Origin of the sequence: Dermabacter sp. HMSC08H10 (assembly GCF_001807585.1) — a bacterium.
Taxonomy (GTDB): domain Bacteria; phylum Actinomycetota; class Actinomycetes; order Actinomycetales; family Dermabacteraceae; genus Dermabacter; species Dermabacter hominis.
This window is the reverse complement of record NZ_KV789424.1, coordinates 246,435-271,449: the sequence shown is the minus strand read 5'-3', so window position 1 is coordinate 271,449 and position 25,015 is coordinate 246,435. Positions and strand designations below refer to the sequence as shown.

Genomic DNA, 25,015 nt, shown 5'->3' with positions numbered 1-25,015 from the left:
GCATATCTCCCACCAAAGCGTCTATTTCAGCAGCACGAGATCGTCCCTGTGCACAACCGTGTGCACCCCGATCTCGCTTTCGCGCGCAGCAACCTCTTCCGATGTGAGCCCCATGATGCGCGAGATAGCGTCGGAAGAAAAATACGTGAGCCCGCGCGCCCGTACCCGCCCCGAGCCGTCAGCGATGTCCACGGGAGATCCGGCCGCGAACGTGCCCTCTACGCGCGTGATTCCCACGGGAAGAAGCGAACGTCTCTGCTCGACAACCGCGTGTACCGCGCCCTCGTCGAGCACCAGGGTGCCCTCCCCGCGGCTCGCGTACATGAGCCACATGAGTCGAGACCGCCGGCGACCCGTGGTGCGCGCCGGAAAGAACGTGCCGAAATCTTCGCCTGAGAGAACGGCATCGAATCTCGCGGGGAGAGTGAGAACGCACGCGGTTCCCGTAATGGTGGCGTTATGGGCGGCCGAAAGCTTCGTCACCATCCCACCGGTTCCGACGGTTGACCCGCGTGAGCCGATTTCGACCCCTTCGAGTTTTGCCGCATCCTTCACGCAGGCGATTCTCTCGGCCCCCGGTTCCTTAGGCGGGCGTGTGAAAAGTCCATCGACATCGGTGAGAAGAACGAGGAGGTCGGCTCCCGTCACTTGCGCGACGAGGCTCGCGAGGCGGTCGTTGTCGCCGAAATGGATCTCGCGAGTGGCGACCGTGTCGTTCTCATTGACGATGGGGACCGCCCCTGCGGCGAGCAGCGCGTTGAGCGATGCCCGCACGTTCCTGTATTTCTCGGGGTGAACCATGTCGTCCTCGGTGAGCAACACCTGCCCCACAAGCACATTGCTCATGCCGAAGGCCTGCGACCATTCACGAATGAGCATGCCTTGCCCGACCGAGGCGAGCGCCTGGCTATCGGTGATCGACTCGGGTCGCGCGTTAAAACCCATCGGGCGAAGCGCCGCGGCGATGGCACCCGAGCTGACGATGACGACCTCGCGTCCCTCGTGAACAAGGCGCGACACGCTCGAGGCGAGTGCCCAAATCGCGTTGCGGTTGAGGTCACCGCTTGGAAGCGTGAGCGAACTCGAACCGATTTTCACCACGATGCGCTGTGCGCGCGTGAGAGAGGCTCGCGTATCGAGCCGTGCGGGGTCGTGTACACCGTGCCCGATACGTACCTTGTCGATTCGCGTCATTAGTCGTCTTTCGAAGGATCAGACCAGTGTCCTGCTTTACGCTCCGCTTCCATCGCACTGATCCGGTCCATGCGTTCCTTCACACGCACACGACGCACCTCGCGCTTTTCCTGACGCGTCGGGCGGGTACGCTCCTCAAGTCGCATGTCCGTACCGCGCTGGCCGAGGAATTCCGCACCTGTGACCATGGTCGGCTCCCAATCAAACACAACCGCGTCGTCTCCTGGGCCGATCACGACCGTGTCTCCGGCTTTCGCGCCCTTCTTGAAGAGTTCGTCCTCGATACCGAGGCGATTGAGCCGGTCGGCGAGGTACCCCACAGCCTCGTCATTTGCGAAAGCCGTCTGACGCACCCATCGCTCGGGCTTGTCACCGCGGATGCGGTACACGCGCTGCCCCTCGAACTCCTCCGGGGTGATCGTAAACCCGCCCGAATCCTGGTCCTCGGGGGTGATCGCGATCGTGGGGCGCTCGTCGCGCTCGGGGTTCGGGTTCTCGAGGCGCTGGCGCTCCACGAGGGCTCCGAGGGTCAGCGCAAGCTCGCGAAGGCCCGCGCGAGTCAGGGCGGACACTTCGAGAACGGGAACACCACGCTCCTTGAGCTCTTCACGCACCATATCGGCCATGTCTGAGCCGTCCGGCATATCAACTTTGTTGAGCACGATGACCGTGGGGCGCTCCATGAGGGGCGGAAGGCCAAGTCGACTCGACTCAGAATCGAGCCGTTCGGCGTACGTGCGCAGCTCGGTTTCGATGAGCTCGAGATCGTGGACCGGGTTGCGCTCCGCTTCCATCGTCGCGGCGTCAAGCACGTGGACGATCACGTGACAACGCTCGATATGCCGAAGGAAGTCGAGGCCGAGCCCCTTGCCTTCGGACGCGCCGGGGATGAGCCCGGGAACGTCAGCCATCGTGAAGCGGAATTGCTCTTGCTCGACCACCCCGAGATTCGGGGTGAGAGTTGTGAACGGGTAATCCGCAATCTTCGGGCGCGCCGCACTCATCGCGGCGATGAGCGAACTTTTGCCCGCGCTCGGGAAGCCCACGAGGGCTACGTCGGCGATGGACTTCATCTCAAGAACGATGGAACGTTCCTCGCCTGGTTCGCCTAGGAGAGCGAAACCCGGCGCCTTGCGCTTTGAACTCGCGAGGGCGGCGTTCCCGAGGCCACCCTTACCGCCACGCGCCGCAACGAACCGCGTACCTTCACCGACGAGGTCCGCGAGGAAGTTTCCTTCCTTGTCGCGCACGACGGTACCTTCGGGGACCTGGAGCACGAGATCCGCGCCTTTCGTCCCCTCGCGGAAGTCTCCCTTCCCAAATCCGCCCGACTCGGCGCGGCGGTGAGGGAGGTGGTGAAAGTCCATGAGCGTCGTGACATTGCGCGAGACCTCGAGGATGACGTTGCCGCCGTCGCCTCCGTTGGCGCCGTCGGGCCCCGCGAGAGGCTTGAACTTTTCACGCTTGATCGAGGCGCAGCCATTGCCACCATCACCGCCGGTGATGTGGAGAACAGCGCGGTCAATGAAGGTTGCCATGGTGGCCTTTCGACGCGAGCGGATGCGCGAAGAGCGCTCTTGGCACCAGCCTAAGCTGATCCGCTCTGGAGTGCAGGGAGGTTAAACGTGAGGCGGGGAAGAGCCCCGCTGGGCACTTCCCCGCCTCACGTGTGAAAGTGGGCCAGCCTCAGGCCGAGGCCACCACGTTCACCACGTTACGGTCGCGCTTACGCGCGAACTCGACGACGCCCTCGGTGAGAGCAAAAAGCGTGTCGTCGCCGCCACGGCCAACGCCCTGGCCCGGGTGGAAGCGGGTGCCGCGCTGGCGAACGATGATCTCGCCCGCGCCAACTTCCTGGCCCGCGAAGCGCTTCACGCCGAGGCGCTGAGCGTTCGAGTCGCGGCCGTTCTTCGAGGAGCTAACGCCCTTCTTTGATGCCATGAGTCAGTACCTTCTCTCGATATTTGAGATCGCTCAGGCGATCTTCGTGACCTTGAGCCGAGTCAGTTCCTGACGGTGGCCCTGGCGCTTCGTGTAGCCGGTCTTGTTCTTAAACTTGAGGATGCGAACCTTGGAACCGCGGAAGTCTTCGATCTTCTCAGCGGTCACGGTGACCTTCTCGAGGTCTTCCTTCGCGGAGGTCACCTTGTCACCGTCAACCAGGAGGACGGGAGCGAACTCTACGGTGTCACCCGCCTCGCCGGCCACGCGGTTGATCACGATGGTGTCACCAACCGACACCTTCTCCTGACGACCGCCTGCGCGGACGATTGCGTACACCACGTCACTGCTCTTTTCTCGTTGCTGACAATTATGCTGGGTGTTTTCCCTCAAACCGCGCGGGCCACCGGTTGGGGCTTTACGGTCACTGCCGAAAGCGCGACCGCGAGAACCGCTGCGGGAGGGAAAAGTCTACGGCACGAAATGCACCGACGTATAGCTTACGAAATGCATTCCCCAGAATCAACCGTTGCAGGCATCGCGACCTGCGAAAACGCTCGAGAATCCTGTGGAACTCATCACGTCACTCGCCCTGCGAGTCCCCGCTGTGACCCACGGCAGTGTCCTCGGTCTCAGTGGAGGCACCCGCGGGGGCCTCAGAAGTCGTGGGCGGCTCCGCTGATTCAACGGGTTCGCCACCCTCAGCCGGCGCGATGACCTGACCGTCGACAGTCACCTCGGGGGCCGAATGACCGGTGCTCGCAGCGGCAATCGAGGCAATCGTTGCGCGCGCGAGGGCACGCGAAGCCTCGTTGTCTTCAAGCCTGTGAACGTCCGAAGCATTCTTTGAATCGACGAGATCCTGCACGGCGTCTTTCGCCGAGGCGGCCTTGTCCTCGGCGGACTGCCCCTTTGACTCTCGCTTCGCCGACTTATTCGAATCGCCGTCTGAGTTGCGCGACTTCTTGGAGCGCCTGCGCGACTTCTTGGGCTCATCGTCGAAGGCGGGCGGCTCGTGATGATGCTGGCCGTCGAGATCGATTTGAATGCCACGCCCATTGCAGGCCTCGCACATGGTCGAGAACGTTTCAACGAGGCCCGCGCCCACGCGCTTGCGGGTCATCTGCACGAGTCCAAGGCTCGTGACTTCCGCGACCTGATGCTTGGTGCGGTCACGCGAAAGGCACTCGATCATGCGGCGCAGCACAAGATCGCGGTTAGCTTCGAGAACCATATCGATGAAGTCCACCACGATAATGCCGCCGATGTCGCGAAGTCGAAGTTGGCGAACGATCTCCTCGGCCGCCTCGAGGTTGTTACGGGTCACGGTTTCTTCGAGCGAACCGCCAGTTCCCGTGAACTTGCCCGTGTTGACGTCAACGACGGTCATGGCCTCGGTGCGATCGATGACGAGCGAACCGCCGGAGGGCAGGTAGACCTTGCGGTCCATCGCCTTCATGAGCTGCTCATCCACGCGGTATTTCGCGAAGGAATCCTTCTCCCCCACGTGTTTCGTGACGCGCTCGAGAAGATCGGGGGCGACCTCGCTAATGTATTCGTGCAGCTCCCTGTAGACGCTTTCGCCTTCGACGATGAGCGACGTGAAATCTTCATTGAAGATGTCGCGCACAACCTTGATCGCGAGATCCGGTTCGGTTGAGAGCGCGGTCGGGGCGTTCTTGCCCTTGGCGCTCGCTTTTTCGATCTTCTCCCACTGCTTCTGGAGTCGCTCGACGTCACGCTTGAGTTCGTCTTCGCTCGCGCCTTCAGCCGCGGTGCGCACGATAACGCCCGCTTCCGCGGGAACGATCGACTTGAGGATCTTCTTGAGGCGCGCACGCTCCTTGTCGGGAAGCTTCCGGCTGATGCCGGTCATCGATCCACCCGGGACATAAACGAGGTAGCGACCAGGCAGAGAGATCTGGCTCGTTAGGCGCGCGCCCTTGTGGCCAATTGGATCCTTCGTCACCTGGACCAGCACGGGATCGCCCGCCTTGAGAGCGGATTCGATGCGGCGCGGCTGCCCCTCGAGGCCAGCGGCATCCCAATTGACCTCGCCCGCGTAGAGCACGGCGTTGCGACCGCGACCGATATCAACGAAGGCAGCTTCCATCGATGGGAGAACGTTTTGGACCTTACCGAGGTAGACGTTGCCCACCATCGACGTGTGCGACTTCTGCGCCACGTAGTGCTCGACGAGGATGTTGTCCTCGAGCACCACGATCTGGGTTCGGCCCGGTCGTTCGCGCACGATCATCGTGCGCTTGACGGACTCGCGGCGAGCGAGGAACTCCGACTCGGTAATCGAGTGGCGCCTACGGCCGGATTCGCGGCCCTCGCGACGGCGCTGCTTCTTCGCTTCCAGGCGAGTCGAGCCTTTGACAGCCTTGACTTCGTCCCGCGCCTCGCGAACCTTGACGACTGTGTTCGGCGGATCGTCGGGGTGGGGCTCATCAGAGCCGCCTGAGCTGCCCGTTCGGCGGCGGCGACGGCGGCGACGGCTCGACGTGCCACCCTCGTCATCGCTGTCATCCGCATCGGTCGACGAGTCGCGATCGGCGACGTCCTTGGGCTCCTCTTCGCCATTCTCGCCCTGGGGCGAGTCGTCCTCACTCTTGCTTCCGCGACCGCGACGGCCGCGTCCGCCACGGCGGCGACGTCGGCGCGAGCTTCGCTGCGTGCCTTCACCGTCGGATTCTTCGGACTTTTCGGTGTCGTTCGCGCCCGTCTCCGCTTCATCTTCGCTCGCGGATTCCGAATCGGAGCCCTTTTTCTTCGCGCTGCGTTCAGTGCGGGCAGCCTCGCGCGACTCGCGCTCGGCACGCTCGATAGCTGCACGACGTGCGGCTTCGAGATCGGGAGCGCCAAAAGTAATGTCAACGGAGGCTTCGGCGAACGGGTCGCTGGCCTCTTCGCTATCGTCGATATCGCTCGCGGTCGCGGTCGGTTCCGAGGTCGGAGTAGGGGCCTGGAAGAGAAGCGAGGCAAAGCCGAGCATGTCGGGGGCCGACGGCTCTTCGGTTACCTCGACGCTCTGGCGAGAGTCGGCGAGGGCCTTGAGATCACTCGAAATGTCATGAGCCCCGAAGGAGCCTTCTTCTCGGCCGTCGGATTCTCGCGTGTCCGTGTCGGGTGCGGATTCGGATGCCTCGCTCGACGCACCCTCTTCATGATCCGTACGCCCCTCATCGAAGGCCGCGGGCTCACTCTCGTTTTCCACGACTGAGCTTTGGGCGGACGGCTCAGGCGAATTAGAACGTGCGGCATCGCTCGCGGGAATACTTGTTGCCGACTTCCCTGCCTTCTCTGCCTCTTTCTTGGCGGCCCGCTCGGCAAGCCGACGCTCGCGAAGATTGAGGGGTTTAGCGTCGCTCACGACGGCACTGCCTTGAGCGGCAACGCTCGTGTGCGCACTCGAGGAAGGAGCCGTGTGCTCCGGAGCGACAGAAGGCGCCCCTGCGGGCGCTCCTGCGGCGCGTCGTGCACGACGGCGCGGGCGCGAGGCGCCCTGACTACTCGATGATTCGTTATAGGAATCCACTTCAGCCATGTGGCTGCTCCGTTCTAGGGCGGCCCAGCGCATCCTGGAGCCGCCATATGTCATCGCCCGTGGGCGGAAGCCGAATTAACCCTCCCCCTTCGCGCTGCTCTTCACGAGCGCTGCGACACCCGAAGCCTTGCGTCACGGCCAAAGCGTGGCCGGAGCGACAACCGGATAGCGGGGGATCCTTTACGCCGGATGCGTCGGCGCAAACATCACCGCCAAGTATCGCACACGATGGCACGAATCGCTCGCAGGTAGGCAGCCGTCGGACACCTCGCGAGTGACCGCGCAGCGCAACAATGCCACCCGCAAACAGCGACGCACCGCCCGCAGCGGCACCCTTTTCGCGAGGCAATCATTGCATAAAACGGCGTGGCGACACGGCAAAAACCGCAGGCCAGAAACGCCTTAGAGGCGTAGAATGGCAAACAGCAAAGCCGGGCCTAAAGCCCCGACCAGCCACCCTCGAGGTTCCTAACCTGAGGGTGAACCACCCTGTCCCTCTCTAGAAAAGGACGCTCATGGACGCGCTCGATCTCGCGCGGTGGCAGTTCGGCATCACGACCGTCTACCACTTCATTTTCGTGCCGCTCACGATCGGTCTTTCGCTGCTTGTCGCAATCATGCAAACGATCGCTGTACGCGCAAAAGATCCCGTGAAGGCCGATTCGTGGACGCGCATCACGAAATTCTTTGGCTCAATGCTCATCGTGAACTTCGGCATCGGTATCGCGACCGGTATCGTCCAGGAGTTCCAGTTCGGCCTGAATTGGTCTGAGTACTCCCGCTTCGTGGGCGACATCTTCGGAGCGCCGCTCGCACTCGAGGGACTCGCCGCCTTCTTCATGGAATCAACCTTCCTCGGTCTGTGGATCTTCGGCTGGAACCGCCTCCCGAAAGGCCTGCACCTCCTCACGATCTGGATGGTGGCAATTGGCACGACCCTTTCGGCGTACTTCATCATTGCCGCGAACTCGTTCATGCAGCACCCCGTCGCTGCCGTGTTCAACCCTGAAACCGGCCGTGCGGAGCTCGACCCCTCGCAGGGCGGCATTTTCGCGCTCCTGACGAACGTTACGACCCTCGCGGCCTTCCCTCACGTGATTGCCGGTGCATGGCTCGTGGCCGGCTGCTTTGTCACCGGCATTGCCGCATGGCACATGGTGAAAAACCACAAGCGCGCCGAGGACCAGACCCTCTCGGGCGAGGAACAGGCCGCTGCCGGCCACCTCGCCAAGAACGTATGGCGTCCCGCAACCCGCTTCGGAGTCCTCGTCATGGTGCTGTCCGCCGTCGGCCTCCTGGCATCGGGCGACTTCCAGGGCAAGCTCATGTTCGAGCAGCAGCCCATGAAGATGGCCTCGGCTGAAGCCCTGTGCCACACCGAAACGGGCGCGAGCTTCTCGATCCTCTCGGTCGCGGGTCCCCGCGCGTTCTCTCAGGACTGCACCGACATCTCGCACATCATTGAAATCCCGTACGTGACCTCGATCCTCGCGACGAATGACCCGAACGCAACGCTCAAGGGCGTGACTGAGCTCAACGCTGAATACAAAGAAAAGTTCGGCGCTACTGCCGTCGATGCGAGCGGCAAGACCGTCGACGTCGACTACCGCCCGAACCTCTTCGTCACCTACTGGTCCTTCCGTCTCATGATCGGCTTCGCGGTCTTCTCGGGCATCCTTGCCGTCTGGGCCTTCTGGGTTACGCGTGGCAAGGGCGAGAAGGCACGCACCTCGGGTTCGACCTGGTTCGCGCGCTTCGCTCTGTTTGCGATCCCCATGCCGTTCATCGCCAACGCCTTCGGCTGGATCTTCACCGAGATGGGCCGTCAGCCGTGGATCGTTGCGCCGTCACCCACCGGCGACCCGCTCGTGCGGCTGCTCACGATGCAGGGCGTCTCAGGCCACGAAGGCTGGCAGGTGATCGTTTCGCTCGTGGTCTTCACGCTTCTGTACGGCGTGCTTGCGGTCGTGTGGTATTACCTCATGCGCAACCAGGCCCGCAAAGACATCAAGGCTCCGCGCTCGCTCTCCGCGAAGGAGAGTGCAGCTCCCGCTGAGATCGATACCCCGACCATCAGCTTCGGCTACTGAGAGAGAAAGGAGTAGACAATCATGGAAGCAACGTTCCTACAGACTCTGTGGTTCATTCTCGTCGCAGTGCTGTTCCTCGGCTACTTCATTCTCGAGGGCTTCGACTTCGGCGTGGGCATGAACGTCTTCGCGCTCGGCAAGGGCGAGGAGAAACGGAAGAATCAGATCATCACGACCATCGGCCCCGTGTGGGACGCAAACGAGGTGTGGATCCTCGTGGGTGGTGGCGCGCTGTTTGCCGCGTTCCCCGAATGGTACGCGACGATGTTCTCGGGCTTCTACCTCGCGCTCATCATCATCCTCGTGGCGCTCATCGTGCGCGTGTGCGCATTCAAATACCGCAACAAGGTTGAGAGCGCGTCGTGGAAGTTCGCGTGGGACATCTGCCACTTCGTTGGCGGTCTCGTTCCGGCACTCATTTGGGGCGTGGCCGTGGGCAACATCGTGCGTGGCGTCAGCATGGAGGCGAATGCCGGCGGCAAGAGCGTCGTCACTGATTCCCTCTTCGACCTTCTGAACCCGTTCGCGCTTCTCGCAGGTGTGGTGTTCGTGCTCCTCTTCTGGCTGCACGGCACGCTGTTCCTCGCTCTTCGCACCACGGGCGAGGTTCGACACGACGCGAACAAGCTCGCGGGCGTCATCGCCATCCCGACCATCGTCGCGGCGGCAGCGTGGGTCCTGTGGGCCCAGCTCGCCTACTCGAACAACGCCTGGACGTGGATCCCGCTCGTCGTCGCAGCGCTCGCCCTTATCGGGGCGTTCGTGCTGAACCGCGCAGGGCGCGAGGGCCTCGCGTTTGCTTCGACGTCGGTCGCTATCGGCTTCGCCACGATCATGGCCTTCGGCGCGATCTTCCCGAACGTGCTCCCTGCCGCCAATGATCCGGCTCTCTCGCTGACCGTCATGAACGCCTCGAGCACCGAGTACACTCTTCGGGTCATGACGATCGCGACCGTCATTTTGCTCCCGATCGTTCTCGCCTACCAGGCTTGGGCCTACTGGGTCTTCCGCGCTCGCGTTACGGGCGAGGGTTTCCCGGCCGCCCACGCGGCGAACCTCGCGCGAAAGGCGAAAGAGGGCTACCGCAAAGCCTTCGACACGGAAAGCTAAAGCACCTTTGGCAAAGCGACAGCCTCCACTTGATCCGAGACTCCTCCGTCACGTTCACAGCGCTCGCGCGCACGTGATCCGCACGGTTGTCTTGGGCCTCGTGGAGGCTGTTTGCGCAATCACGACCGCATGGTGCGTCGCCTCTCTCGGCGCGGATCTCCTCGCCCACCGAACATGGCCGCACGACAACCCCCTCCCACTCATCGTGCTCGCGATCGCGCTTGTGATTCGTGCGAGCGCCGTGTGGTACACGCAAGCCACGGGCCACCGTGCAGCGACCGAAACGATCGGAGAGCTGAGGCGGGCCGTCGTCGAGACGAACGCGCGTCTCGGCCCGCGCGGACGCACGGGCGAAGCCGCCTCGACAGCCGCACTCGCCACCGCGGGGCTCGAAAACCTCCGTCCCTATCTCACGGGGTACGTCCCGCAGCTTGCACTATCGGCGACAGTCACCCCACTCGCACTTACCGCGATCGCGGTATGGGATCTCACCAGTGCGATCGTCGCGTGTATCGCCCTTCCGCTCATCCCCATCTTCATGATCCTCATCGGGAAAATGACTGAAGGCTCCTCGGCCCGCTCTCTCGCGACCATGCGCACGCTGTGGGCCGAGACTCTCGATCTGGTCGAAGGCCTCCCGACGCTACGTGCGCTCGGCCGCGCACAGGGATCCGAGCGCATCGTCGCGGACCTCGGCGCGCGACACAAGAAATCCGCAATGACGACCCTTGCGTGGGCGTTCCTTTCGAGTTTTGCTCTCGAACTCATCGCTACCCTCGGCGTCGCGCTCATCGCCGTCTCCATCGGTTTGCGCCTCGTGGGCGGCGCAATGGAGCTTTTTCCGGCAATCGCCGTGCTCGTTCTTGCCGCCGAGGTGTATCTCCCCTTGCGCCTCGTGGGCCAGCAGTTTCACGCCTCGACGGATGGCCTCGCTGCTGTCGACGCCGCCTTCGAGATCCTCAATGCCCCCGCAGCGGCGGGCAAAGTGGAAACCGGTGACGAGGCCACCCGCCCCGCTGCCCCCTCGCTATCGCGCACGAGCATTGTCCTGCGTGATCTGAGCGTTGCGGGGCGCGACCGTCTCGCGCCTGCCCACCTCACTGCCGTCATCACACCCGGCCAGATCACTGCCCTTCGCGGCGCGAGTGGCGAGGGAAAATCGACGACGATCGCCGCCATCCTCGGGCTCCTCACGCCGACCACGGGCAGCGTGCTGCTTCGCACCGAGGAGGGAAACAGCATTGCCCTCAGTGAGATCGATCGAGAAAGCCTCTGGGCGCAGATCGCATGGCTGCCTCAGCGCCCCGTCGTGGGCCCTGGCACCCTGCGCGAGATCCTCCACGAGTCCCTTCCCGCGGGGATTGCCCCGGGAACCGAAGAGGCACACGCCCCCATTACGAGGGCGTCACGTGCGACCGGTCTCGACACACACGTCGCGGATGTTCACGGCTGGGACGTCGAACTTGGCCGCGGTGGAACCGGGCTTTCCGTCGGTCAGCGCCAGCGCGTCGCCCTCACAACCGCCCTCCTCGAGGCGAAACCACTCGTTATTCTCGACGAACCCACTTCGCACCTCGACGGGGCGAGCGAGGCGATGATCGTTCGCCTGCTCGAGACGCTGCGCGAACAGGGCTCAAGCGTCCTCGTGACCGCCCATAGACAGGCTCTCCTCGATGTCGCCGACCAGGTGATCGATGTGCGTGCCGCGGAGGTGCCAGTCCCGTGAAAATATCGTCGCGCGCTCTTTCACGCATGCATGAGCTCATGGAGATCAGCCCGCGTCAGCTCACATCAGCGGTCGCCGCAGGTGCAGCGACACTCGCGAGCGCCTTTGCCCTCGCGGTTGTGTCGGGCTACCTCATTACAAAGTCGTGGACGATGCCGCCAGTTCTCGACCTTTCCGTTGCCGTCGTGTCCGTGCGTGCTCTTGGCATTTCCCGCGGCGTCTTTCGGTATTTCGAGCGCCTGCTCACGCACGATGCCGCCCTCACCGGCGTCGCGCGCCTGCGTACCAACATGTACGCTGGGCTTGCGAGCGCCCCCTCAGCCCTCGCAGGGCGCCTCAAACGCGGCGATCTACTCGCGCGTATCGGCGATGACGCCGAAGACATGGCGAACGATGTCATTCGTGCCGTGGTGCCCGCCCTCGTCGCACTCGTCATGGCAGTCGCGATCCTTGCGACCATCGCCCCATTCTCGCCGATTGCGGCACTCGCCATGCTCGTTGGCCTCACCTTCGCGACGATCATCGCCCCGTTCTTCGCCTTCAAGGCGGCGCTCGTGGCGGAGCGCGAACTCGTCGAGGCCCGCTCTCGCCTCAATACGCTCTCGCTTTTTGCCCTCGACAACGCTGACGTCCTTCGCGTCAAGGGGCAATGGAACAGCACCCTCGCCGACCTAGAGGCCGCCCAGGAACAGTTTGATGCGGCCCTCGACAAAGCAGCCGTGCCCTCGGCTTTCGCACGTAGCAGCACCCAGATCGCTATGATCCCCGCGCTTCTCGGCTCGATTCTCGCCGCGGGCGCCGTCTACAACCTCGAAACCACGGGGTTGCTTGGCGGCCTCATCGGCCACACGGCGGGCATCATCGGCGTCATCATTCTCGCCCCGCTGTCGAGCTTTGAAGCGGCATCTGTTCTCCCGCAAGCAGCCAGTCAGCGCGCACGTTCGATCGTCGCCGCTGAACGCCTCCACGAACTCGATCCAGGCAACGCCCCGATCGCCTCAGCGTTCGACACTCGGGCAGGCTCGAGCGTGCGCGATGCTCTGCGCGCTGCGACAGAAGACGCGCAGTCGGCGATCGAGGGCCGCCGAGCCGTCGGACCCCCCTCTCGCGACGATGCGCCCACCCCCGCACCCGCACGCGCTGAACGCCCCTCCCCCGCAGTCCTGAGTGCATCTGGACTGACGACGGGCTGGAGTGCCGAGCATCCGCTCGCACACGGGCTTGACCTGAGCTTTGCCCCGGGAAGTCGCACGCTCGTGTACGGCGCTTCGGGCCGCGGAAAGTCGACGCTCGGCCTGACCCTTGCGGGGCTTCTCACCCCGCTGAGTGGGCGAGTTCTGTATGGCGATGCTCCCCTCACGTCATTCACTCCGACCGCGCTCGCCTCACGTGTGTCGTTTTACGCCGAGGACGCGCACGTGTTTGCGACGAGCCTTCGCGAGAATATTCGTGTCGTGCGCGGCGATCTCACCGACGCAGAAATCCATCATGCCCTCGACCTCGCGGGCCTCGGCGAATGGGTATCGGGACTCGCTTCGGGGCTCGACACAATCCTTGGCAGTGGCGGCGAGGACGTCTCCGGGGGCGAACGGCGAAGGCTTCTTCTCGCTCGCGCGATCGCGCACGGCGCTCCCGTGACGATCCTCGATGAACCTACCGAACACCTCAACCTTGACCTGGCGGCCGAGCTCATGGACGGTATTCTCACCCCGGGCGCGTTCTTCGCGGCCGATGCGACCGTCATCGTGATTACGCACGATCAGCGCTTCAAGGAATCGGGAGCGGCGGTGCTCGACCTCGACGCCCACACGACTCACGAAGGGAGCACCTATGTCGAACGCCACGAGAATCAGTGAGCTCACAGCGGCGGTCCTCAATGCCGAGGACCCCGACGATATCCTCGACCTCTTGGCCGATTCCACGTTCGAGATTCTTTCGCCCGACTCGCTCCTCGTGCTTCTCCCCCTGAACGATTCGACATGGGTGTGCGAGCTTGTTCGGGGGCGGTTTCAAGCTGAACTACTCGGAGCGTCCGTCTCTCACTCGTCGGAAACGGCCGATTCGGCGCCCTTGCCTTTCGTACTCGATCACGACTCACAGGAGGCACTCGCGACTCTCACGTGGGGTGACCTCACGCGCGCTCTTGCCGACGAGGACCTCCCGACTCCCGCGGGATCGACGAGCGCACTCGTGGCGTTTCCGATCGATGCGGGCGCCGCGAGGCGCGGATTACTCATCGCCGTTCGGTTCGCGGATGAGGACTCCGACGCCACCGCAGCTTTTACCGACGCCGAGAACGTGAGCGCCGCTTCGCTCGCCTCTCTCTTTTCGTTCGCGCTCAATGGGTCAACGGGGCGCAGCGCCATCGAGGATGACCTCAATAATGAACGCAACCGCATCGCCCGCGACCTTCACGATCTCGCCATCCAAGAGCTTTTCGGTGTGGGCATGCAGCTTGAGACCGTGATGTCGCAAGCCTCGCGTTTTCCTGAATACTCAGACGAAGGGCCGGTCGCGACGAGCCTTAAGGATTCTGTCGCGGGCATCGAGCGTTCGATCGCGGAAATCCGCGGGATCGTCCAGTCGCTGCGGAATGAGACGGTCGAGGTGACGCTCTCTCAGCGGCTTCGCCACGAGTGCGGGCTCGCGATCGCAGGCCTCGGCTTTGTGCCGTCGCTGCACCTTCAGGCACCGGTCGCCGAGCTCGACGCGATCGAAGGCGAGCTTAAGGAAGACGTCGTCGCGGTCGTGAAGGAGTGCCTGGCGAACGTTGCGCGCCACGCGCACGCGAGCGCGGTCTCCGTGAGCATCACGCTCTTCAAAGAGGGCGTGGATACGGTCATCCAGGTGAACGTGAGCGACAACGGGCGCGGCATCGATCCCAGTATCACGCGCCGCTCGGGGCTCGCGAACATGGGTGCACGCGCGCGGCGCCACCTCGGCTGGGTTGATTTTTACAGCCTCGACCCGGGGACGATGGTGAGCTGGCGCGCGACCATCATCGCCGAGTAGTGCGGCGCAGGGGCGTTACTTCCAGTCGGCTCGACGGCGCGAGACGACCCAGGCCGCGACCTGAGTGCGGCGCTGCAGCCCCATTTTGTGGAGGATGCCCGTGATGCGGTTCTTGACGGTCTTTTCGGCGACGCCGAGCTGGTCGGCGATTTCGCGGTTCGCGAGCCCGTCACCGATGTACTCAACGATGCGGCGTTCGACGGCGGAGAAGTCGAATTCGTCTTCGCTCGTGCCGCCCGCGGGCCACGCGGTTTCGCCGTTCGCCACCTTGAGGATCGTCGAGATGATCTCGGCCGAGCGCACGGATTTGAGGAGGAGCCCCGAGGCGCCAGCAGCGCGGGATTCGCGGATCGCCGCATCATCGTTGAACGAGGTGAGCACGAGCATGGTCTGGTTCTCGTTCTCCTGGCGGGCCGCGTTCATGACGTCGATTCCGGTACCGTCGGGGAGCTGGAGGTCCGTGACGAGGATGTCTGGCTGGACGGCGGGAAGCCGACGCTTGGCTTCGCCAACGGTGCTTGCCTCGGCGACAACGCTGAGGCGGGCATCCGCGTCAATGACGGCAACGATGCCGCGACGCACAACTTCGTGGTCGTCGACAATCATGACGCGGTACTGATCGCCGCTTACTTCGCTCACGCGGTATTCTCCAGTTCGTTTGATCGGGATCCTCACATGTCCTACCCAGACATCCTAGCCGAACGGGGACCAAATGCCCCACTACAACACCTTTATGCGGGCGTATAAGAGCGTGCGGCTACGCGCTCGCACGCTCCGTGCTTCTGTAGACCCTTTAGCGCAGGCGCTGGCAATAGGGGCAGAAGTGGCTCGAGCGATTCTGGAATTGCGCCCGCACGAGGGCACGATTGCACCGTGGGCACGGGGTGCCGTGCTTGCCGTAGGCCTTCAGCGACCGAGCGAAATAGCCGCTTCGGCCGTCGACGTTCACGTATAGCGCATCGAAGCTCGTGCCGCCCACCTCGAGGGCGCGCTGCATGACTTCACGGCACGCCCCCAGAAGCTCCTTGACCTTTCGACTCGAGATCCCGATCGCGGGGCGCGCGAAATGCAGCCGCGCCTCCCATAGGCCCTCATCAGCGTAGATATTCCCGATCCCGCTGAGGGTGCTTTGATCCAGGATGACGGATTTGATGGGGGCCGTGCGCCTACGGATCCGGCGCACGAGGAGCTCTTCATCGAGACAAGGATCGAGCAGGTCACGGGCAATATGCGCCGCGCTTTGCGGAATGAGCGGAAGATCGGTGCCCTCGCCCCCTGCACGAGCATCGGCCGTACCGATCAGCGGGCTTACGTGCATCCCGCCAAAAATCCGCTGATCCACAAAATCGATGCGCGCACCGCCCTCCATGTGAAGGCGAATGCGTAGGTGGGTCACGGGATCCGGCGCGGGCCCCTCGCTCACGTGCGGTTCCGACGCTTGAGGCGCCCCACTCACTGCCCCGTCGCGAACACGAAGCTGGCCGCTCATGCCCAGATGCATGACGAGCGCTTCGCCGTGCGCTGAAGGAATCGAGGGGGCGCAGCCGGCGTCGGACAGCGGCGCCCACAGGAACTTACCGCGCCTCGCAACCGAGCGAATGCGGCGCCCCTCGAGCTGACGCACGAAACTCTCTGTGCCGCCAGCGTGGCGCTTGAGCGAGCGCGCATCGAGCACTTCGACACGTTCGATCACGCGCGAGGCCATGTACGGCTCGAGGCCTCGACGGACGACCTCAACCTCGGGAAGCTCGGGCACCGCGGGCCTGCCCTACTCTTCGAACATCGTGAATGTCTCGCCGCGTGCGCTGTAGTACGCGAGGACGGCCCTGCGGGCGGCCTCCATCTCGGCCCCCTTCTTGCTCGTGCCTTCGCCTGTCCCCGCGAGGGTGTCGCCAACGCTCACGTGCGCGCGGAAGTGTTCGGTATCGCCCGCGGTCCATTCCTCGTACGTGTAGGCGGGGACAGCGCCAAGAAGTGCGCCGATCTCCTGCAGCCGCGACTTGTAGTCGAATGCGCCGAGCATGAACGTGTCGTCGTCGAGGATCGGTGAGAGGAGATCGAGCACGAATACGCGGGCCGCTTCGGCGCCGAGGCTCAGGTGCACGGCTCCGATAATCGCTTCGACGGCATCCTCGAGCACGGAATCTCGGTCGCGCCCTCCCGTAAGGGACTCGCCCTTGCCGAGTTTGAGGTAAGCGCCAAGGTTGTGCAGGCGTGCGATGTGTGAAAGGGCGCGCGTGCTCACGACGGTCGAGCGGCGGCGGGAAAGAGAACCCTGGGATGCGTCCGGGTAGGTGCGGTACAGGTGGTCGGCGACGGCGAGGCTCAGCACAGCGTCGCCAAGGTACTCGAGGCGTTCATTTTGCGGGCACTCGTCGTTTTCAAAACTATAGGAGCGGTGGGTGAGCGCGAGGTCGAGCAGGTCGGGATCGAGCTCGCCCTTCAGCGGGAGCGAAGCCAACAGTCCGCTGCGATCCTCGAGGTGCGGGATGGGCTGCCGTTTGCGCTTGCGGCTCACTTCTCCTCATCCTCGCGATCGTCGTCCTGCTCGAGCAGTCCGGCAAGAGCCGCAAAACGTGGGTCATAGACGACGTGCTCGTGGTCGGGGTCGTCCTCCATACGCATGCCGCACTGGGAGCACAAGCCCGGGCAGTCTTCGCGGCACAAAGGTTGGTAGGGCGCGGCCATCGCAAAAGCGTCGTGAACGAGGGGACCGAGGTCGATCACATCGCCCTCGAGTACGGGGACGTCCTCGTCTTCGAGCTCGGCCGGAACCTTCTCGGGGTAGCTAAACAATTCGTCGAAGCGCACGTCGAGGTGGTCGTCAACCGGGTCGAGGCAGCGCGAGCACTCGGCATGGACGTCTGCGCGTGCCGTCCCGGTCACGTAGATGCCTTCATCGACCGATTCGAGGCTTGCCTCGACCGTGATGTCGTCGCCGGGCCTTACGGCAAATTCGGGGTCGCCCACGGGCTGCGTGGAGGTTGCCGTGCGCGAAATGGTGCGCTGCGAGCCGATTTTATGGATGAGATCGATCGCGTCGATCTCAAGATCGAGCCCCGCGTTGAAGGGTTTTTCGGCCTGGGCGTCCTTCTTTCGGGGGCGCGGGGTGCTCTTGCCCTTCGCGTCGGTCATGAGTGCTCCTTTGAGTCTGCGGCTGGCGTTGTGTATGCGGCGGTGAGGGCGCGCGTTGACGCATCCGGAAGATAGCGGCTCGCATCACCGCCGAGCGAGTAAATCTCTCGAACGAGCGAGCTCGAGATGTGCGCGAGTGCGGGATCGGTCAAGAGGAAGAGCGTGTCCAACCCGCCGAGGTCCATATTGGCCCGCGCCATGGGTTCCTCGTACGCGAGGTCCTGGGCGTTTCGTATTCCTTTGACGAGGTGGGTTGCGCCGAGTTTCTTCGCGCCTTCGACAAGGAGGCCGCCCGGCAGCGTGTCAACACTCGCTCTATCGGCAAGGCCCTCGCGGGCAAGCGTCTCACGAATAGCTTCGCAGCGCGCGTCGAAGGGGATGCGCGCGCTCTTATGGGGGTTGTGGGCGACTGCCACGATCACGCGGTCGCTGAGCGCATACGCGCGCCTCACGAGATCGAGGTGCCCGAGAGTGAACGGATCGAATGACCCCGGGATAAGGGCGGTGAGCATGTGTTAAGCCTACCGGCTTGCCTCCGTGATCGCTGGATCGAGGTAGGTGAAGTATTCGACTCTCGTGTCCCCGAAATCTCGCGCTCCCTCGTCAACGAAATAGGAGGGTAGCGGAGTTTTTTCGCTTCGCGCGGAGCGTTCGAGCACGATTGTCGCCTCATCGGCAAGCTGGCCGGCTGTACCGAGGCCGGTCACGAGGCGCGCAAGCTCTTCGGTCGCAACGGCGTAGGGCGGGTCGGCGCACACGAGCGTAAAGGGGGCCTCTCGGCGGGGTCCGACGCTTGCCTGGCCACACTCGACCCTCAGGCTTTCTTCGAGGCCGAGAGTTCGGGCGGCCTCGCCGATGGCTTTTGCCGTGGGGCGATGCGCCTCGACGAGGACGGCGAAGTCCGCGCCTCGCGATAGTGCCTCGAAGGCGAGCGCCCCGGTTCCGGCGTAGAGGTCGAGAACCGTCGAGCCGCGCACGGCGCCCCACGAGTCGAGCCTTGAGAAGACTGCTTCGCGCACGCGATCACTCGTGGGCCGGGTGCGGTTCGTGGGAGGTGACGGCACGGTGCGTCCGCCGAGTCGTCCGGCGATAATGCGGGGCACGGTCAGCTCCTTTCGAGATTGTCGACGCCGCGAGCACTGTGGCGCGCAATCGCGGCATCGAGGGCATCGTGTTCGCTCGCGGATGGCGCCTCGAGGCTACTTGTCGTAAGCGCCCCGCGAGATAGGGCTTCGGTTACGAGAGCGTCTTCGCGGGCCTCGAGGATCATACGCGCGTCGCGGCCCACGTCGAGGAATCGCACGGCTACGGACGTTCCCGATTGAATATCGCCGACGAGGTCGCCGCCGCCGCGACGCTCGAGATCCAGCTCGGCGAGGGCAAACCCGTCGGTTGTGGAGGCGAGTTCTACGAGCCCGTCGTGCTGCGCGCTCTGGCGGGGGAACCGCGTGGCGAAGAACGCGATTCCCGGATGCGCGCCTCGACCAATACGGCCGCGGAGCTGGTGAAGTTGGGCGAGGCCGAAGCGCTCGGCATCGAGCACGAGCATGACGCTCGCATTCGGCACGTCGACTCCGACTTCGATCACGGTCGTCGCCACGAGCACGTCGATGTCACCGGCGGCAAACGCCTCCATGCGCTCGCGTTTAATGTCGCTTGGAAGCCGGCCGTGCAATTCCTCGATGCGAAGCGCGTCAAAGCCTGGTTTCGCCCGCAGCATCTCGAGCGTGGGAGTGACCGCGTGGAGTGGGTGTTCGCTCCCGAACGGATCTGCGGGAGTAGCGGCCTGTGCTGGATCCTCCGGATCGATGCGCGGACACACGACGAATGCCTGGCGGCCGGCGTGGACTTCCTCGAGGACGCGCTCCCACATGCGCTCGCGCCACGCGGTATCGCCCAGGGGCACGACAAATGAGGACACCTCGGCACCCTCGCGGGGACGCCCCTCGAGCGTGAGCAAATCGAGGTCACCGACGAGGGCGAGCGCAGCCGATCGAGGGATCGGGGTCGCGGTCATCACCATCATGTGCGGGCGCAGGTCGCCGGGTCCCTTGGACCGCAGTTGGCGGCGGTGATCCACGCCGAAGCGATGCTGTTCATCGATAATCACGAGGCCGAGCTTCAAAAAGTCGACGCCCTCGGTCAGCAGTGCGTGTGTTCCCACGGCGATCCCAGCCTCGCCACTCATGAGATCGAGAAGGCTCTCGCGTCGCTCGGAGGCCTTCTGGGCGCCAACGAGCAAGCGAACGCGCGTCGCCGACTCGTGCGCATCAAGGTGACCGCGGCGCGCAAGGTCGCCAAGCATCGCCGTGATGGTCGAGTAATGCTGCCGTGCGAGTACTTCCGTCGGGGCGAGGAGCACGGCTTGGAATCCGGAATCGACGGCACGCACCATCGCGCGCAGCGCCACCACGGTTTTTCCCGAGCCCACGTCTCCCTGGAGCAGGAGCGACGTGGGGTGGGGTGCAGCAATCCTCTCGGCGATCTGCTCCCCCACGTCCTTTTGCGACGAGGTCAAGGTGAACGGCAACCGCCCATCGAGTGCCCGGCTGAGGTCCCCGTAAGTCCCGAGCTGTGGGGCGGCGTCCTGAACGTCTTGTGCTCGGCGCCTGGCGAAAATCGACTGGATGACAAAAGCCTCTTCGAAGCGGAAATACCGCAGGGCGCGTTCGACCTCCGTTTGGTCGTGAGGCGCGTGGAGCATCCTCGCCGCCTCAGCGATCGTGGGCAGGTCGCGCTCACGCCTAATCGCGGCGGGAATGACGTCGCGCAGCTCGTCGACGTGCCGCAGCGCTTTTGTCAATAGTGAGCGCATGAGCTTCTGCGTCGCTGCACCGCGAAGTGGATACACGGGGGCGGGCTCGAGCGCAGCGGCGACCGCCCGGGCCTCCTCCGGCGAGGGGTCGCTTGCAAGCAGAAGGTAGTCGGGATGCGCGATCTGGTTTTCCCCCCGAAAACGCGAAACTGTTCCGCTCACAAGCACGCGCGTACCCTCGCGCAGCCTGCTCATATGCCAGTTGACGAGGTGCGCCTTGAAAAGAAAGAACGTGAGTTGGATGGTTTCGCCCTCGTCGTCGCACACGCGCACATCAAGGAGGGTGCCCTTGCGATTCTTCATCGCGCGCTCACGCACGCGTTCGACGGTCGCGATGACGGAAATGTCGTCGCCCTCGCTCAAATGGCGCAGGTCGCGCAAGGGGCCGGGCGAGGCATAGCGGCGTGGCGGAATGCGCACGAGGTCCTCGACATCCCCCGCACCCAGTGCGCGCGCGGCGGCGATTTCCTTGGGAGTCAAGAGGCCCGCGGGGAAACCGTCGGCCTTCGCCTTCACCACGATCGCTCCTTTCGCCCCGCCAACACTGACGGCATTCTTTCACGACCGACGTCGCGATGTGGCTGACTACACAGGGGTTATGGAGGCATCCCTATCGCTCTTCGCGCGCGAGTGGGCTATGCTTTTGGGGTTGCCCAGCGCCACGCGGCTCGATCCGCTGCATGAGCCTCGGCGCACAAATCAAGTACGTTAGCGATTATTCAGGAGAACACCGTGGCTTCCAAGTGTGACATTTGCGCCAAGGGCCCGAGCTTCGGCAAGAGCGTTTCCCACTCGCACCGTCGCACCTCGCGCCGCTGGAGCCCCAACATCCAGTCCGTGCGCACCGTGATCGGCGGCACCTCGAAGCGCCTCAACGTGTGCACCTCGTGCCTCAAGGCCGGCAAGGTTCAGCGCGCCGCCTGAGCATCCGGGCACTGCCCGAGCGAAAGCTTAGTAAAAGGACCTTCCCTCGGGGAGGTCCTTTTCGCATGCCCAAGAGACATCCGCCGTGGCACCACACACGAGGTGCCCGGGGAAGTCCCACCGAGGTTGCTCTACTTGCCCTCGCCCTTCACCGAGATGACAACGGCGAATCCAGGGTCATCGCTCGCCGGGCGTAAATCCCACGTCGAAAACACCTGGGGCACCTCGAAGCCCGCGGCGGCAGCATCCGCCACATAGCTCTCGAGCGAATACCCGCGGCCCGTTCCAAAACCGGCGACGATGCGACCTCCCGGACGCAAGAGCCTCGCGTAGTTCTCGAGAACGCGGCGCCTATCGCTTTCGGCAACAAACGTGACAACGTTGCCCGCCGTGACAACCACGTCGAATGTTCCGAGTGAGTCCTCACCGAGAATCGCGCACGCCTCGGCTAGGTCGCCTGTAATCCAGCGGGGACCTGGCGAGGTGCGCTCCGCATAGGCGACGAGGGTTGGGTCAAGGTCGATCCCCACAACGTCGTGGCCGCGACGAGCAAGCTCTGCACCGACGCGCCCGGTTCCGCTCCCGGCATCGAGCACGAGGGCGCCGCGAGGCGCGAGTGCATCGATGAGTCGCGCTTCCCCATCGATGTCCTTGCCTTCGGCGCGCATCCGCTCCCAGCGCTCGATGTACCACTGGGAGTGGCCAGGATTGCGTTCGAGGTTGCGCGTCCACTGTGATTTCCCGGGAGAGCCGGGCGTGGGATTCATGGGCATGATCGGCATAGAAGGCATCCATCCACCCTAAACGGAAAAATGGTCCCAACCGTACATGGCGAGTGGCACGCCGTCGAGACGCACGTCGCCATCGCCCTCGGCAGCGCGCACGCACCCAATCTCGCGGAATGCGGCACGCACCAGAGCGTTTTCGTCCCACACCGACCGAGGGAACGTCGCGAGCATGAGGTGCTCCTCCCCCGAACCCAGGACCCACTCCATGGGATCGACGCTCAACACATTGGCAAGCGGCGCGAGAAGCGCACAATCACTCTCGAGCGCCGCCCGCGACAGGTCGAGGTTTACTCCACTTGCGCGAGCAATTCGGCTCGCATCCCTCACGAGTCCATCGGAGATATCGATCATCGCGCTCGCCGAACGCCCCGCGCCCCACCCCGCTGAGAGGTCAGGCTCGGGTGCGAGGTGCCACGACAGTGCACGGCCCGCAATGCTCGCGACGGCTTGGCCCCGAGACTCAAGGTCGGGCAGTGTGGCGTCGGACTTCCCGAGCACCTGAGCGAGCCCGGCGCTGCTGAGCCCGAGTACCTCCCCGCCGACCGCAAGAACATCCCCTTCTTTCGCACCCGAACGCACGACTGCCGCACCAGAGCGCGCAAGTTCGCCGATCGCCGTGATCGAAACCGTGAGCTCGCGAGCGGTACCAAGGTCCCCGCCGATCACCGACGCACCGAGCGGGTGTGCCTCGCGCGCAATGCCCTCAGCGATGCCCTCGAGTACCGCGATCGGTGTGTCTTTGCCCGCGAGGACGGTCGTCAGCAGCCAGCGCGGCCGCGCCCCCATCGAGGCGACATCCGCGAGGTTCTGTACGGCAGCCTTGCGGCCGATGCTCACGGGATCAGAAATACCGAGAATGAAGTCGTAGCCCTCAACGATCGCATCGGTCGTGAACACGAGCTCCCCCGCGGCGCGAACAACGGCGCAGTCATCACCAGGGCCCACGATGACCGCATCATCGCGATGCTGAAAAAACGGGACAATTCGCTCGAGGATCCCCGCCTCACCAAGCTCGCCGAGGCTTGTTTCGTGCTGCCGCACTCAAATCCCTCGAAGCTTTCCTTCGAAGGTGATCTCTTTCGCGACCGTGCGATAGCCAAGGCGTTCGTTGATGGCATTCATGTGGGTGTTGGTGTGGTTCGTGTACGTGCGCAGCACATCGACTTTTGACTCAGTTTCGGTCAGGAGGCGATGCGTCATGAGCTTAAGCGCGAGGCCAAGGTTATGCCCGCGGTGCTCGGGCATGACCAGGGTGATGGCCTGCTCGCCAAGTCGCGAACCATCCTCGCGAAACATCACGTATGACGTCCCAGCAAACGTGCCGTTCGACGCGAGGGCGACCGCCGTGAGGCGGCGATAGCCACGCTCAGCGATCCTCGCTTCGATCGCTCGGACCCGCTCCTCGTCGTACTCGGGCTTCTCAAGCGAAGAATCCTCAGTCGGGGCATCCGCGACCATCTGATTGAGCAGCACACACCACTGCTCCATGTGCTCCTCAGGGACGTCCCCTTCCCAGGTAATGATGCGGTACTTGCCAAGGGAAGCTTCGACCTCGACGTGGAGGTCCTCGACGAGGTCGCGATCGAGCGGGAGCGAAACCGTGCTCACGAACTCCGTGGCGACCTTCGCGAGGCCAAGCCGGGTCGCGATCCTTGAAGCCGGAAGCTCGTTTTCCGCCTGAGTTGAATCCACGTGGGTGAGCGCATAGCCGAAAGCCTTCGGACGCTCCTCGTGCGTCATAATGTCCCGGAGCGCATCCGTGAGCATCGTGCCAATACCTTTGCCTCGCCACGCGGGATACACAACGAGCTCGATCTCTTGCGTATCAGTGTTCTCAGCGAGAGGGAGCTGAAGCTCGGCGAGACCGGCGATCATGCGTGCGCCTTCAAGGCTCTCCACCTCGGCCACGAGCTGGTATGAACGTTTGTGGTCGGTGTCTGCGTGTTCGGCACGAAGCTGGCCGGGCGTGCGGCGCTCGTGAGCGCCGCAAAATTCCTCGTCAAGAACGCGGTAGAGATCCCAGTACTGCTTAAGCTCCGCGTCGCTCGAATGATCGAGGAATCGCACCGTGACATGCGGCCCTTCGGGGAAAAGCTGCTCGGTGCGGGGTGTCAGTGCGTACTTCTCGCTCATGGTCACCAAGATTATCAGCTTCCGTCCAGGCACTCACGATCCAGACAGAGAGTTAGGGTGGTGTTCATGATGCATACGCCCCCGGCCCAGCCCCTGGCATGCGCGCTCCGGCGCGCGCTCGTCGCTTCGCTCGCGATCGGGAGCACCCTGGCACTCGCCGCGTGCGGAGCCGTCGCCGTACCCCCGCCCGAAGCCGACGCCACCAATCCCCGTTGCGCCGAGATCATCGTGTCGCTTCCCGATACCCTTCTGGGCCTCGATCGCAGCGAAACCACGGCCCAATCAACAGCCGCATGGGGTCACGGCGACAGTACGATCGTGCTTCGCTGCGGTGTGACCCCTCCCCCGCCCACGACCGATCTGTGCACCACGATCGCCGCGCGCAACGGCAAGGAGATCGACTGGATCGTGAAAGAAAACGACAAGCGCGGGATCGTGCACATGACGACCTACGGGCGAGAACCGGCAATTGACATCACCGTGCCTCGCTCGGTCGCCCCCGACCAGCCGAGCGCCGCGGCCATCGAACTCGCGAGCCTCATTGCGCAGGTCCCTCAATCGGGTGGTCGCTGCCTCGCATTCGACGACGCGCAATAG

Annotated in this window: 22 protein-coding genes; 7 read left to right on the top strand and 15 right to left on the bottom strand. The window is 64.0% G+C overall.

Annotated features, from left to right (window positions below; genetic code table 11):
• Nucleotides 1-21: 21 nt before the first annotated feature.
• From proB to HMPREF3176_RS04020, 5 genes are all read right to left on the bottom strand, one after another.
• On the bottom strand, nt 22-1,194 hold the full coding sequence (gene proB, locus HMPREF3176_RS04040; RefSeq protein WP_061211777.1) for a glutamate 5-kinase: 1,173 nt from the start codon (nt 1,192-1,194) through the stop codon (nt 22-24).
• The gene (obgE, locus tag HMPREF3176_RS04035; protein WP_061211776.1) at nt 1,194-2,732 is read right to left on the bottom strand and encodes a GTPase ObgE; all 1,539 of its coding nucleotides are present in this window, start codon (nt 2,730-2,732) and stop codon (nt 1,194-1,196) included. Before obgE ends, proB begins: the two co-directional genes overlap by 1 nt.
• Nucleotides 2,733-2,880: 148 nt before the next feature.
• Nucleotides 2,881-3,135: a 50S ribosomal protein L27 gene (gene rpmA / locus HMPREF3176_RS04030; protein WP_034373440.1), complete on the bottom strand. Its 255-nt coding sequence runs from the start codon at nt 3,133-3,135 to the stop codon at nt 2,881-2,883.
• A 33-nt stretch (nt 3,136-3,168) separates the two neighbouring features.
• Nucleotides 3,169-3,477, bottom strand: a complete 309-nt coding sequence (rplU, locus tag HMPREF3176_RS04025; protein WP_016664727.1) for a 50S ribosomal protein L21 — start codon at nt 3,475-3,477, stop codon at nt 3,169-3,171.
• 241 nt (nt 3,478-3,718) lie between these two features.
• On the bottom strand, nt 3,719-6,685 hold the full coding sequence (locus HMPREF3176_RS04020) for an Rne/Rng family ribonuclease (protein WP_070458464.1): 2,967 nt from the start codon (nt 6,683-6,685) through the stop codon (nt 3,719-3,721).
• 515 nt (nt 6,686-7,200) lie between these two features.
• Here HMPREF3176_RS04020 and HMPREF3176_RS04015 point away from each other — a divergent pair.
• The 5 genes from HMPREF3176_RS04015 (at nt 7,201) to HMPREF3176_RS03995 (ending at nt 14,623) form a co-directional block, all read left to right on the top strand.
• Nucleotides 7,201-8,775, top strand: coding sequence for a cytochrome ubiquinol oxidase subunit I (locus HMPREF3176_RS04015; protein ID WP_034373446.1), 1,575 nt, complete (start codon nt 7,201-7,203; stop codon nt 8,773-8,775).
• Between the two features lie 21 nt (nt 8,776-8,796).
• Complete coding sequence (gene cydB / locus HMPREF3176_RS04010; RefSeq protein ID WP_070458461.1) at nt 8,797-9,885, top strand: cytochrome d ubiquinol oxidase subunit II; 1,089 nt, start codon at nt 8,797-8,799, stop codon at nt 9,883-9,885.
• Nucleotides 9,886-9,958: 73 nt separating this feature from the next.
• Nucleotides 9,959-11,611, top strand: coding sequence for a thiol reductant ABC exporter subunit CydD (gene cydD / locus HMPREF3176_RS04005; protein WP_083286229.1), 1,653 nt, complete (start codon nt 9,959-9,961; stop codon nt 11,609-11,611).
• A complete protein-coding gene (gene cydC / locus HMPREF3176_RS04000; protein ID WP_070458455.1) occupies nt 11,608-13,467 on the top strand; it encodes a thiol reductant ABC exporter subunit CydC in 1,860 nt (619 codons plus the stop codon). The genes cydD and cydC overlap by 4 nt, the downstream gene beginning before the upstream one ends.
• Complete coding sequence (locus tag HMPREF3176_RS03995; RefSeq protein ID WP_070458452.1) at nt 13,442-14,623, top strand: sensor histidine kinase; 1,182 nt, start codon at nt 13,442-13,444, stop codon at nt 14,621-14,623. Before cydC ends, HMPREF3176_RS03995 begins: the two co-directional genes overlap by 26 nt.
• A gap of 15 nt (nt 14,624-14,638) precedes the next feature.
• On the opposite strand, the gene HMPREF3176_RS03990 is transcribed toward HMPREF3176_RS03995, so the two are convergent.
• The 7 genes from HMPREF3176_RS03990 to HMPREF3176_RS03960 all read right to left on the bottom strand — a co-directional run bounded on the left by HMPREF3176_RS03990 (nt 14,639) and on the right by HMPREF3176_RS03960 (nt 21,092).
• Nucleotides 14,639-15,229, bottom strand: a complete 591-nt coding sequence (locus tag HMPREF3176_RS03990) for a response regulator (RefSeq protein WP_034374951.1) — start codon at nt 15,227-15,229, stop codon at nt 14,639-14,641.
• A 187-nt stretch (nt 15,230-15,416) separates the two neighbouring features.
• Nucleotides 15,417-16,379: a bifunctional DNA-formamidopyrimidine glycosylase/DNA-(apurinic or apyrimidinic site) lyase gene (gene mutM, locus HMPREF3176_RS03985; RefSeq protein ID WP_070458449.1), complete on the bottom strand. Its 963-nt coding sequence runs from the start codon at nt 16,377-16,379 to the stop codon at nt 15,417-15,419.
• 12 nt (nt 16,380-16,391) lie between these two features.
• On the bottom strand, nt 16,392-17,141 hold the full coding sequence (gene rnc, locus HMPREF3176_RS03980; protein WP_083286228.1) for a ribonuclease III: 750 nt from the start codon (nt 17,139-17,141) through the stop codon (nt 16,392-16,394).
• Nucleotides 17,138-17,758, bottom strand: a complete 621-nt coding sequence (locus HMPREF3176_RS03975) for a YceD family protein (protein ID WP_083286227.1) — start codon at nt 17,756-17,758, stop codon at nt 17,138-17,140. The genes rnc and HMPREF3176_RS03975 overlap by 4 nt, the downstream gene beginning before the upstream one ends.
• The gene (gene coaD, locus HMPREF3176_RS03970; protein ID WP_070458447.1) at nt 17,755-18,270 is read right to left on the bottom strand and encodes a pantetheine-phosphate adenylyltransferase; all 516 of its coding nucleotides are present in this window, start codon (nt 18,268-18,270) and stop codon (nt 17,755-17,757) included. The genes HMPREF3176_RS03975 and coaD overlap by 4 nt, the downstream gene beginning before the upstream one ends.
• A gap of 9 nt (nt 18,271-18,279) precedes the next feature.
• Nucleotides 18,280-18,861, bottom strand: coding sequence for an RsmD family RNA methyltransferase (locus HMPREF3176_RS03965; RefSeq protein WP_070458444.1), 582 nt, complete (start codon nt 18,859-18,861; stop codon nt 18,280-18,282).
• 2 nt (nt 18,862-18,863) lie between these two features.
• The gene (locus HMPREF3176_RS03960; protein WP_070436140.1) at nt 18,864-21,092 is read right to left on the bottom strand and encodes an ATP-dependent DNA helicase RecG; all 2,229 of its coding nucleotides are present in this window, start codon (nt 21,090-21,092) and stop codon (nt 18,864-18,866) included.
• 213 nt (nt 21,093-21,305) lie between these two features.
• On the opposite strand from HMPREF3176_RS03960, the gene rpmB reads away from it, so the two are divergent.
• Nucleotides 21,306-21,497, top strand: coding sequence for a 50S ribosomal protein L28 (rpmB, locus tag HMPREF3176_RS03955; RefSeq protein WP_016664741.1), 192 nt, complete (start codon nt 21,306-21,308; stop codon nt 21,495-21,497).
• 131 nt (nt 21,498-21,628) lie between these two features.
• On the opposite strand, the gene HMPREF3176_RS03950 is transcribed toward rpmB, so the two are convergent.
• The 3 genes from HMPREF3176_RS03950 to HMPREF3176_RS03940 are packed head-to-tail and all read right to left on the bottom strand — an operon-like array spanning nt 21,629 to nt 24,418.
• Entirely contained in the window at nt 21,629-22,279 is a 651-nt protein-coding gene (locus HMPREF3176_RS03950) for a class I SAM-dependent DNA methyltransferase (protein WP_371327110.1), read from the bottom strand.
• An 18-nt stretch (nt 22,280-22,297) separates the two neighbouring features.
• Nucleotides 22,298-23,326: a thiamine-phosphate kinase gene (thiL, locus tag HMPREF3176_RS03945; protein ID WP_070458441.1), complete on the bottom strand. Its 1,029-nt coding sequence runs from the start codon at nt 23,324-23,326 to the stop codon at nt 22,298-22,300.
• Nucleotides 23,327-24,418, bottom strand: coding sequence for a GNAT family N-acetyltransferase (locus HMPREF3176_RS03940; RefSeq protein WP_070458820.1), 1,092 nt, complete (start codon nt 24,416-24,418; stop codon nt 23,327-23,329).
• 66 nt (nt 24,419-24,484) lie between these two features.
• Here HMPREF3176_RS03940 and HMPREF3176_RS03935 point away from each other — a divergent pair, with 66 nt between their 5' ends.
• The gene (locus HMPREF3176_RS03935; protein WP_070458818.1) at nt 24,485-25,015 is read left to right on the top strand and encodes a DUF3515 family protein; all 531 of its coding nucleotides are present in this window, start codon (nt 24,485-24,487) and stop codon (nt 25,013-25,015) included.

Excerpts from the sequence above, each read along its gene's own strand:
- HMPREF3176_RS03935 (WP_070458818.1), top strand. The coding sequence starts at position 24,485 with ATGATGCATACGCCCCCGGCCCAGCCCCTGGCATGCGCGCTCCGGCGC.
- HMPREF3176_RS03990 (WP_034374951.1), bottom strand. The coding sequence starts at position 15,229 with ATGATTGTCGACGACCACGAAGTTGTGCGTCGCGGCATCGTTGCCGTC.
- coaD (WP_070458447.1), bottom strand. The coding sequence starts at position 18,270 with ATGCTCACCGCCCTTATCCCGGGGTCATTCGATCCGTTCACTCTCGGG.
- HMPREF3176_RS04015 (WP_034373446.1), top strand. The coding sequence starts at position 7,201 with ATGGACGCGCTCGATCTCGCGCGGTGGCAGTTCGGCATCACGACCGTC.
- rpmA (WP_034373440.1), bottom strand. The coding sequence starts at position 3,135 with ATGGCATCAAAGAAGGGCGTTAGCTCCTCGAAGAACGGCCGCGACTCG.
- HMPREF3176_RS04020 (WP_070458464.1), bottom strand. The coding sequence starts at position 6,685 with ATGGCTGAAGTGGATTCCTATAACGAATCATCGAGTAGTCAGGGCGCC.
- cydB (WP_070458461.1), top strand. The coding sequence starts at position 8,797 with ATGGAAGCAACGTTCCTACAGACTCTGTGGTTCATTCTCGTCGCAGTG.
- HMPREF3176_RS03995 (WP_070458452.1), top strand. The coding sequence starts at position 13,442 with ATGTCGAACGCCACGAGAATCAGTGAGCTCACAGCGGCGGTCCTCAAT.
- proB (WP_061211777.1), bottom strand. The coding sequence starts at position 1,194 with ATGACGCGAATCGACAAGGTACGTATCGGGCACGGTGTACACGACCCC.
- HMPREF3176_RS03950 (WP_371327110.1), bottom strand. The coding sequence starts at position 22,279 with ATGCCGATCATGCCCATGAATCCCACGCCCGGCTCTCCCGGGAAATCA.
- obgE (WP_061211776.1), bottom strand. The coding sequence starts at position 2,732 with ATGGCAACCTTCATTGACCGCGCTGTTCTCCACATCACCGGCGGTGAT.
- HMPREF3176_RS03940 (WP_070458820.1), bottom strand. The coding sequence starts at position 24,418 with ATGAGCGAGAAGTACGCACTGACACCCCGCACCGAGCAGCTTTTCCCC.
- HMPREF3176_RS03975 (WP_083286227.1), bottom strand. The coding sequence starts at position 17,758 with ATGACCGACGCGAAGGGCAAGAGCACCCCGCGCCCCCGAAAGAAGGAC.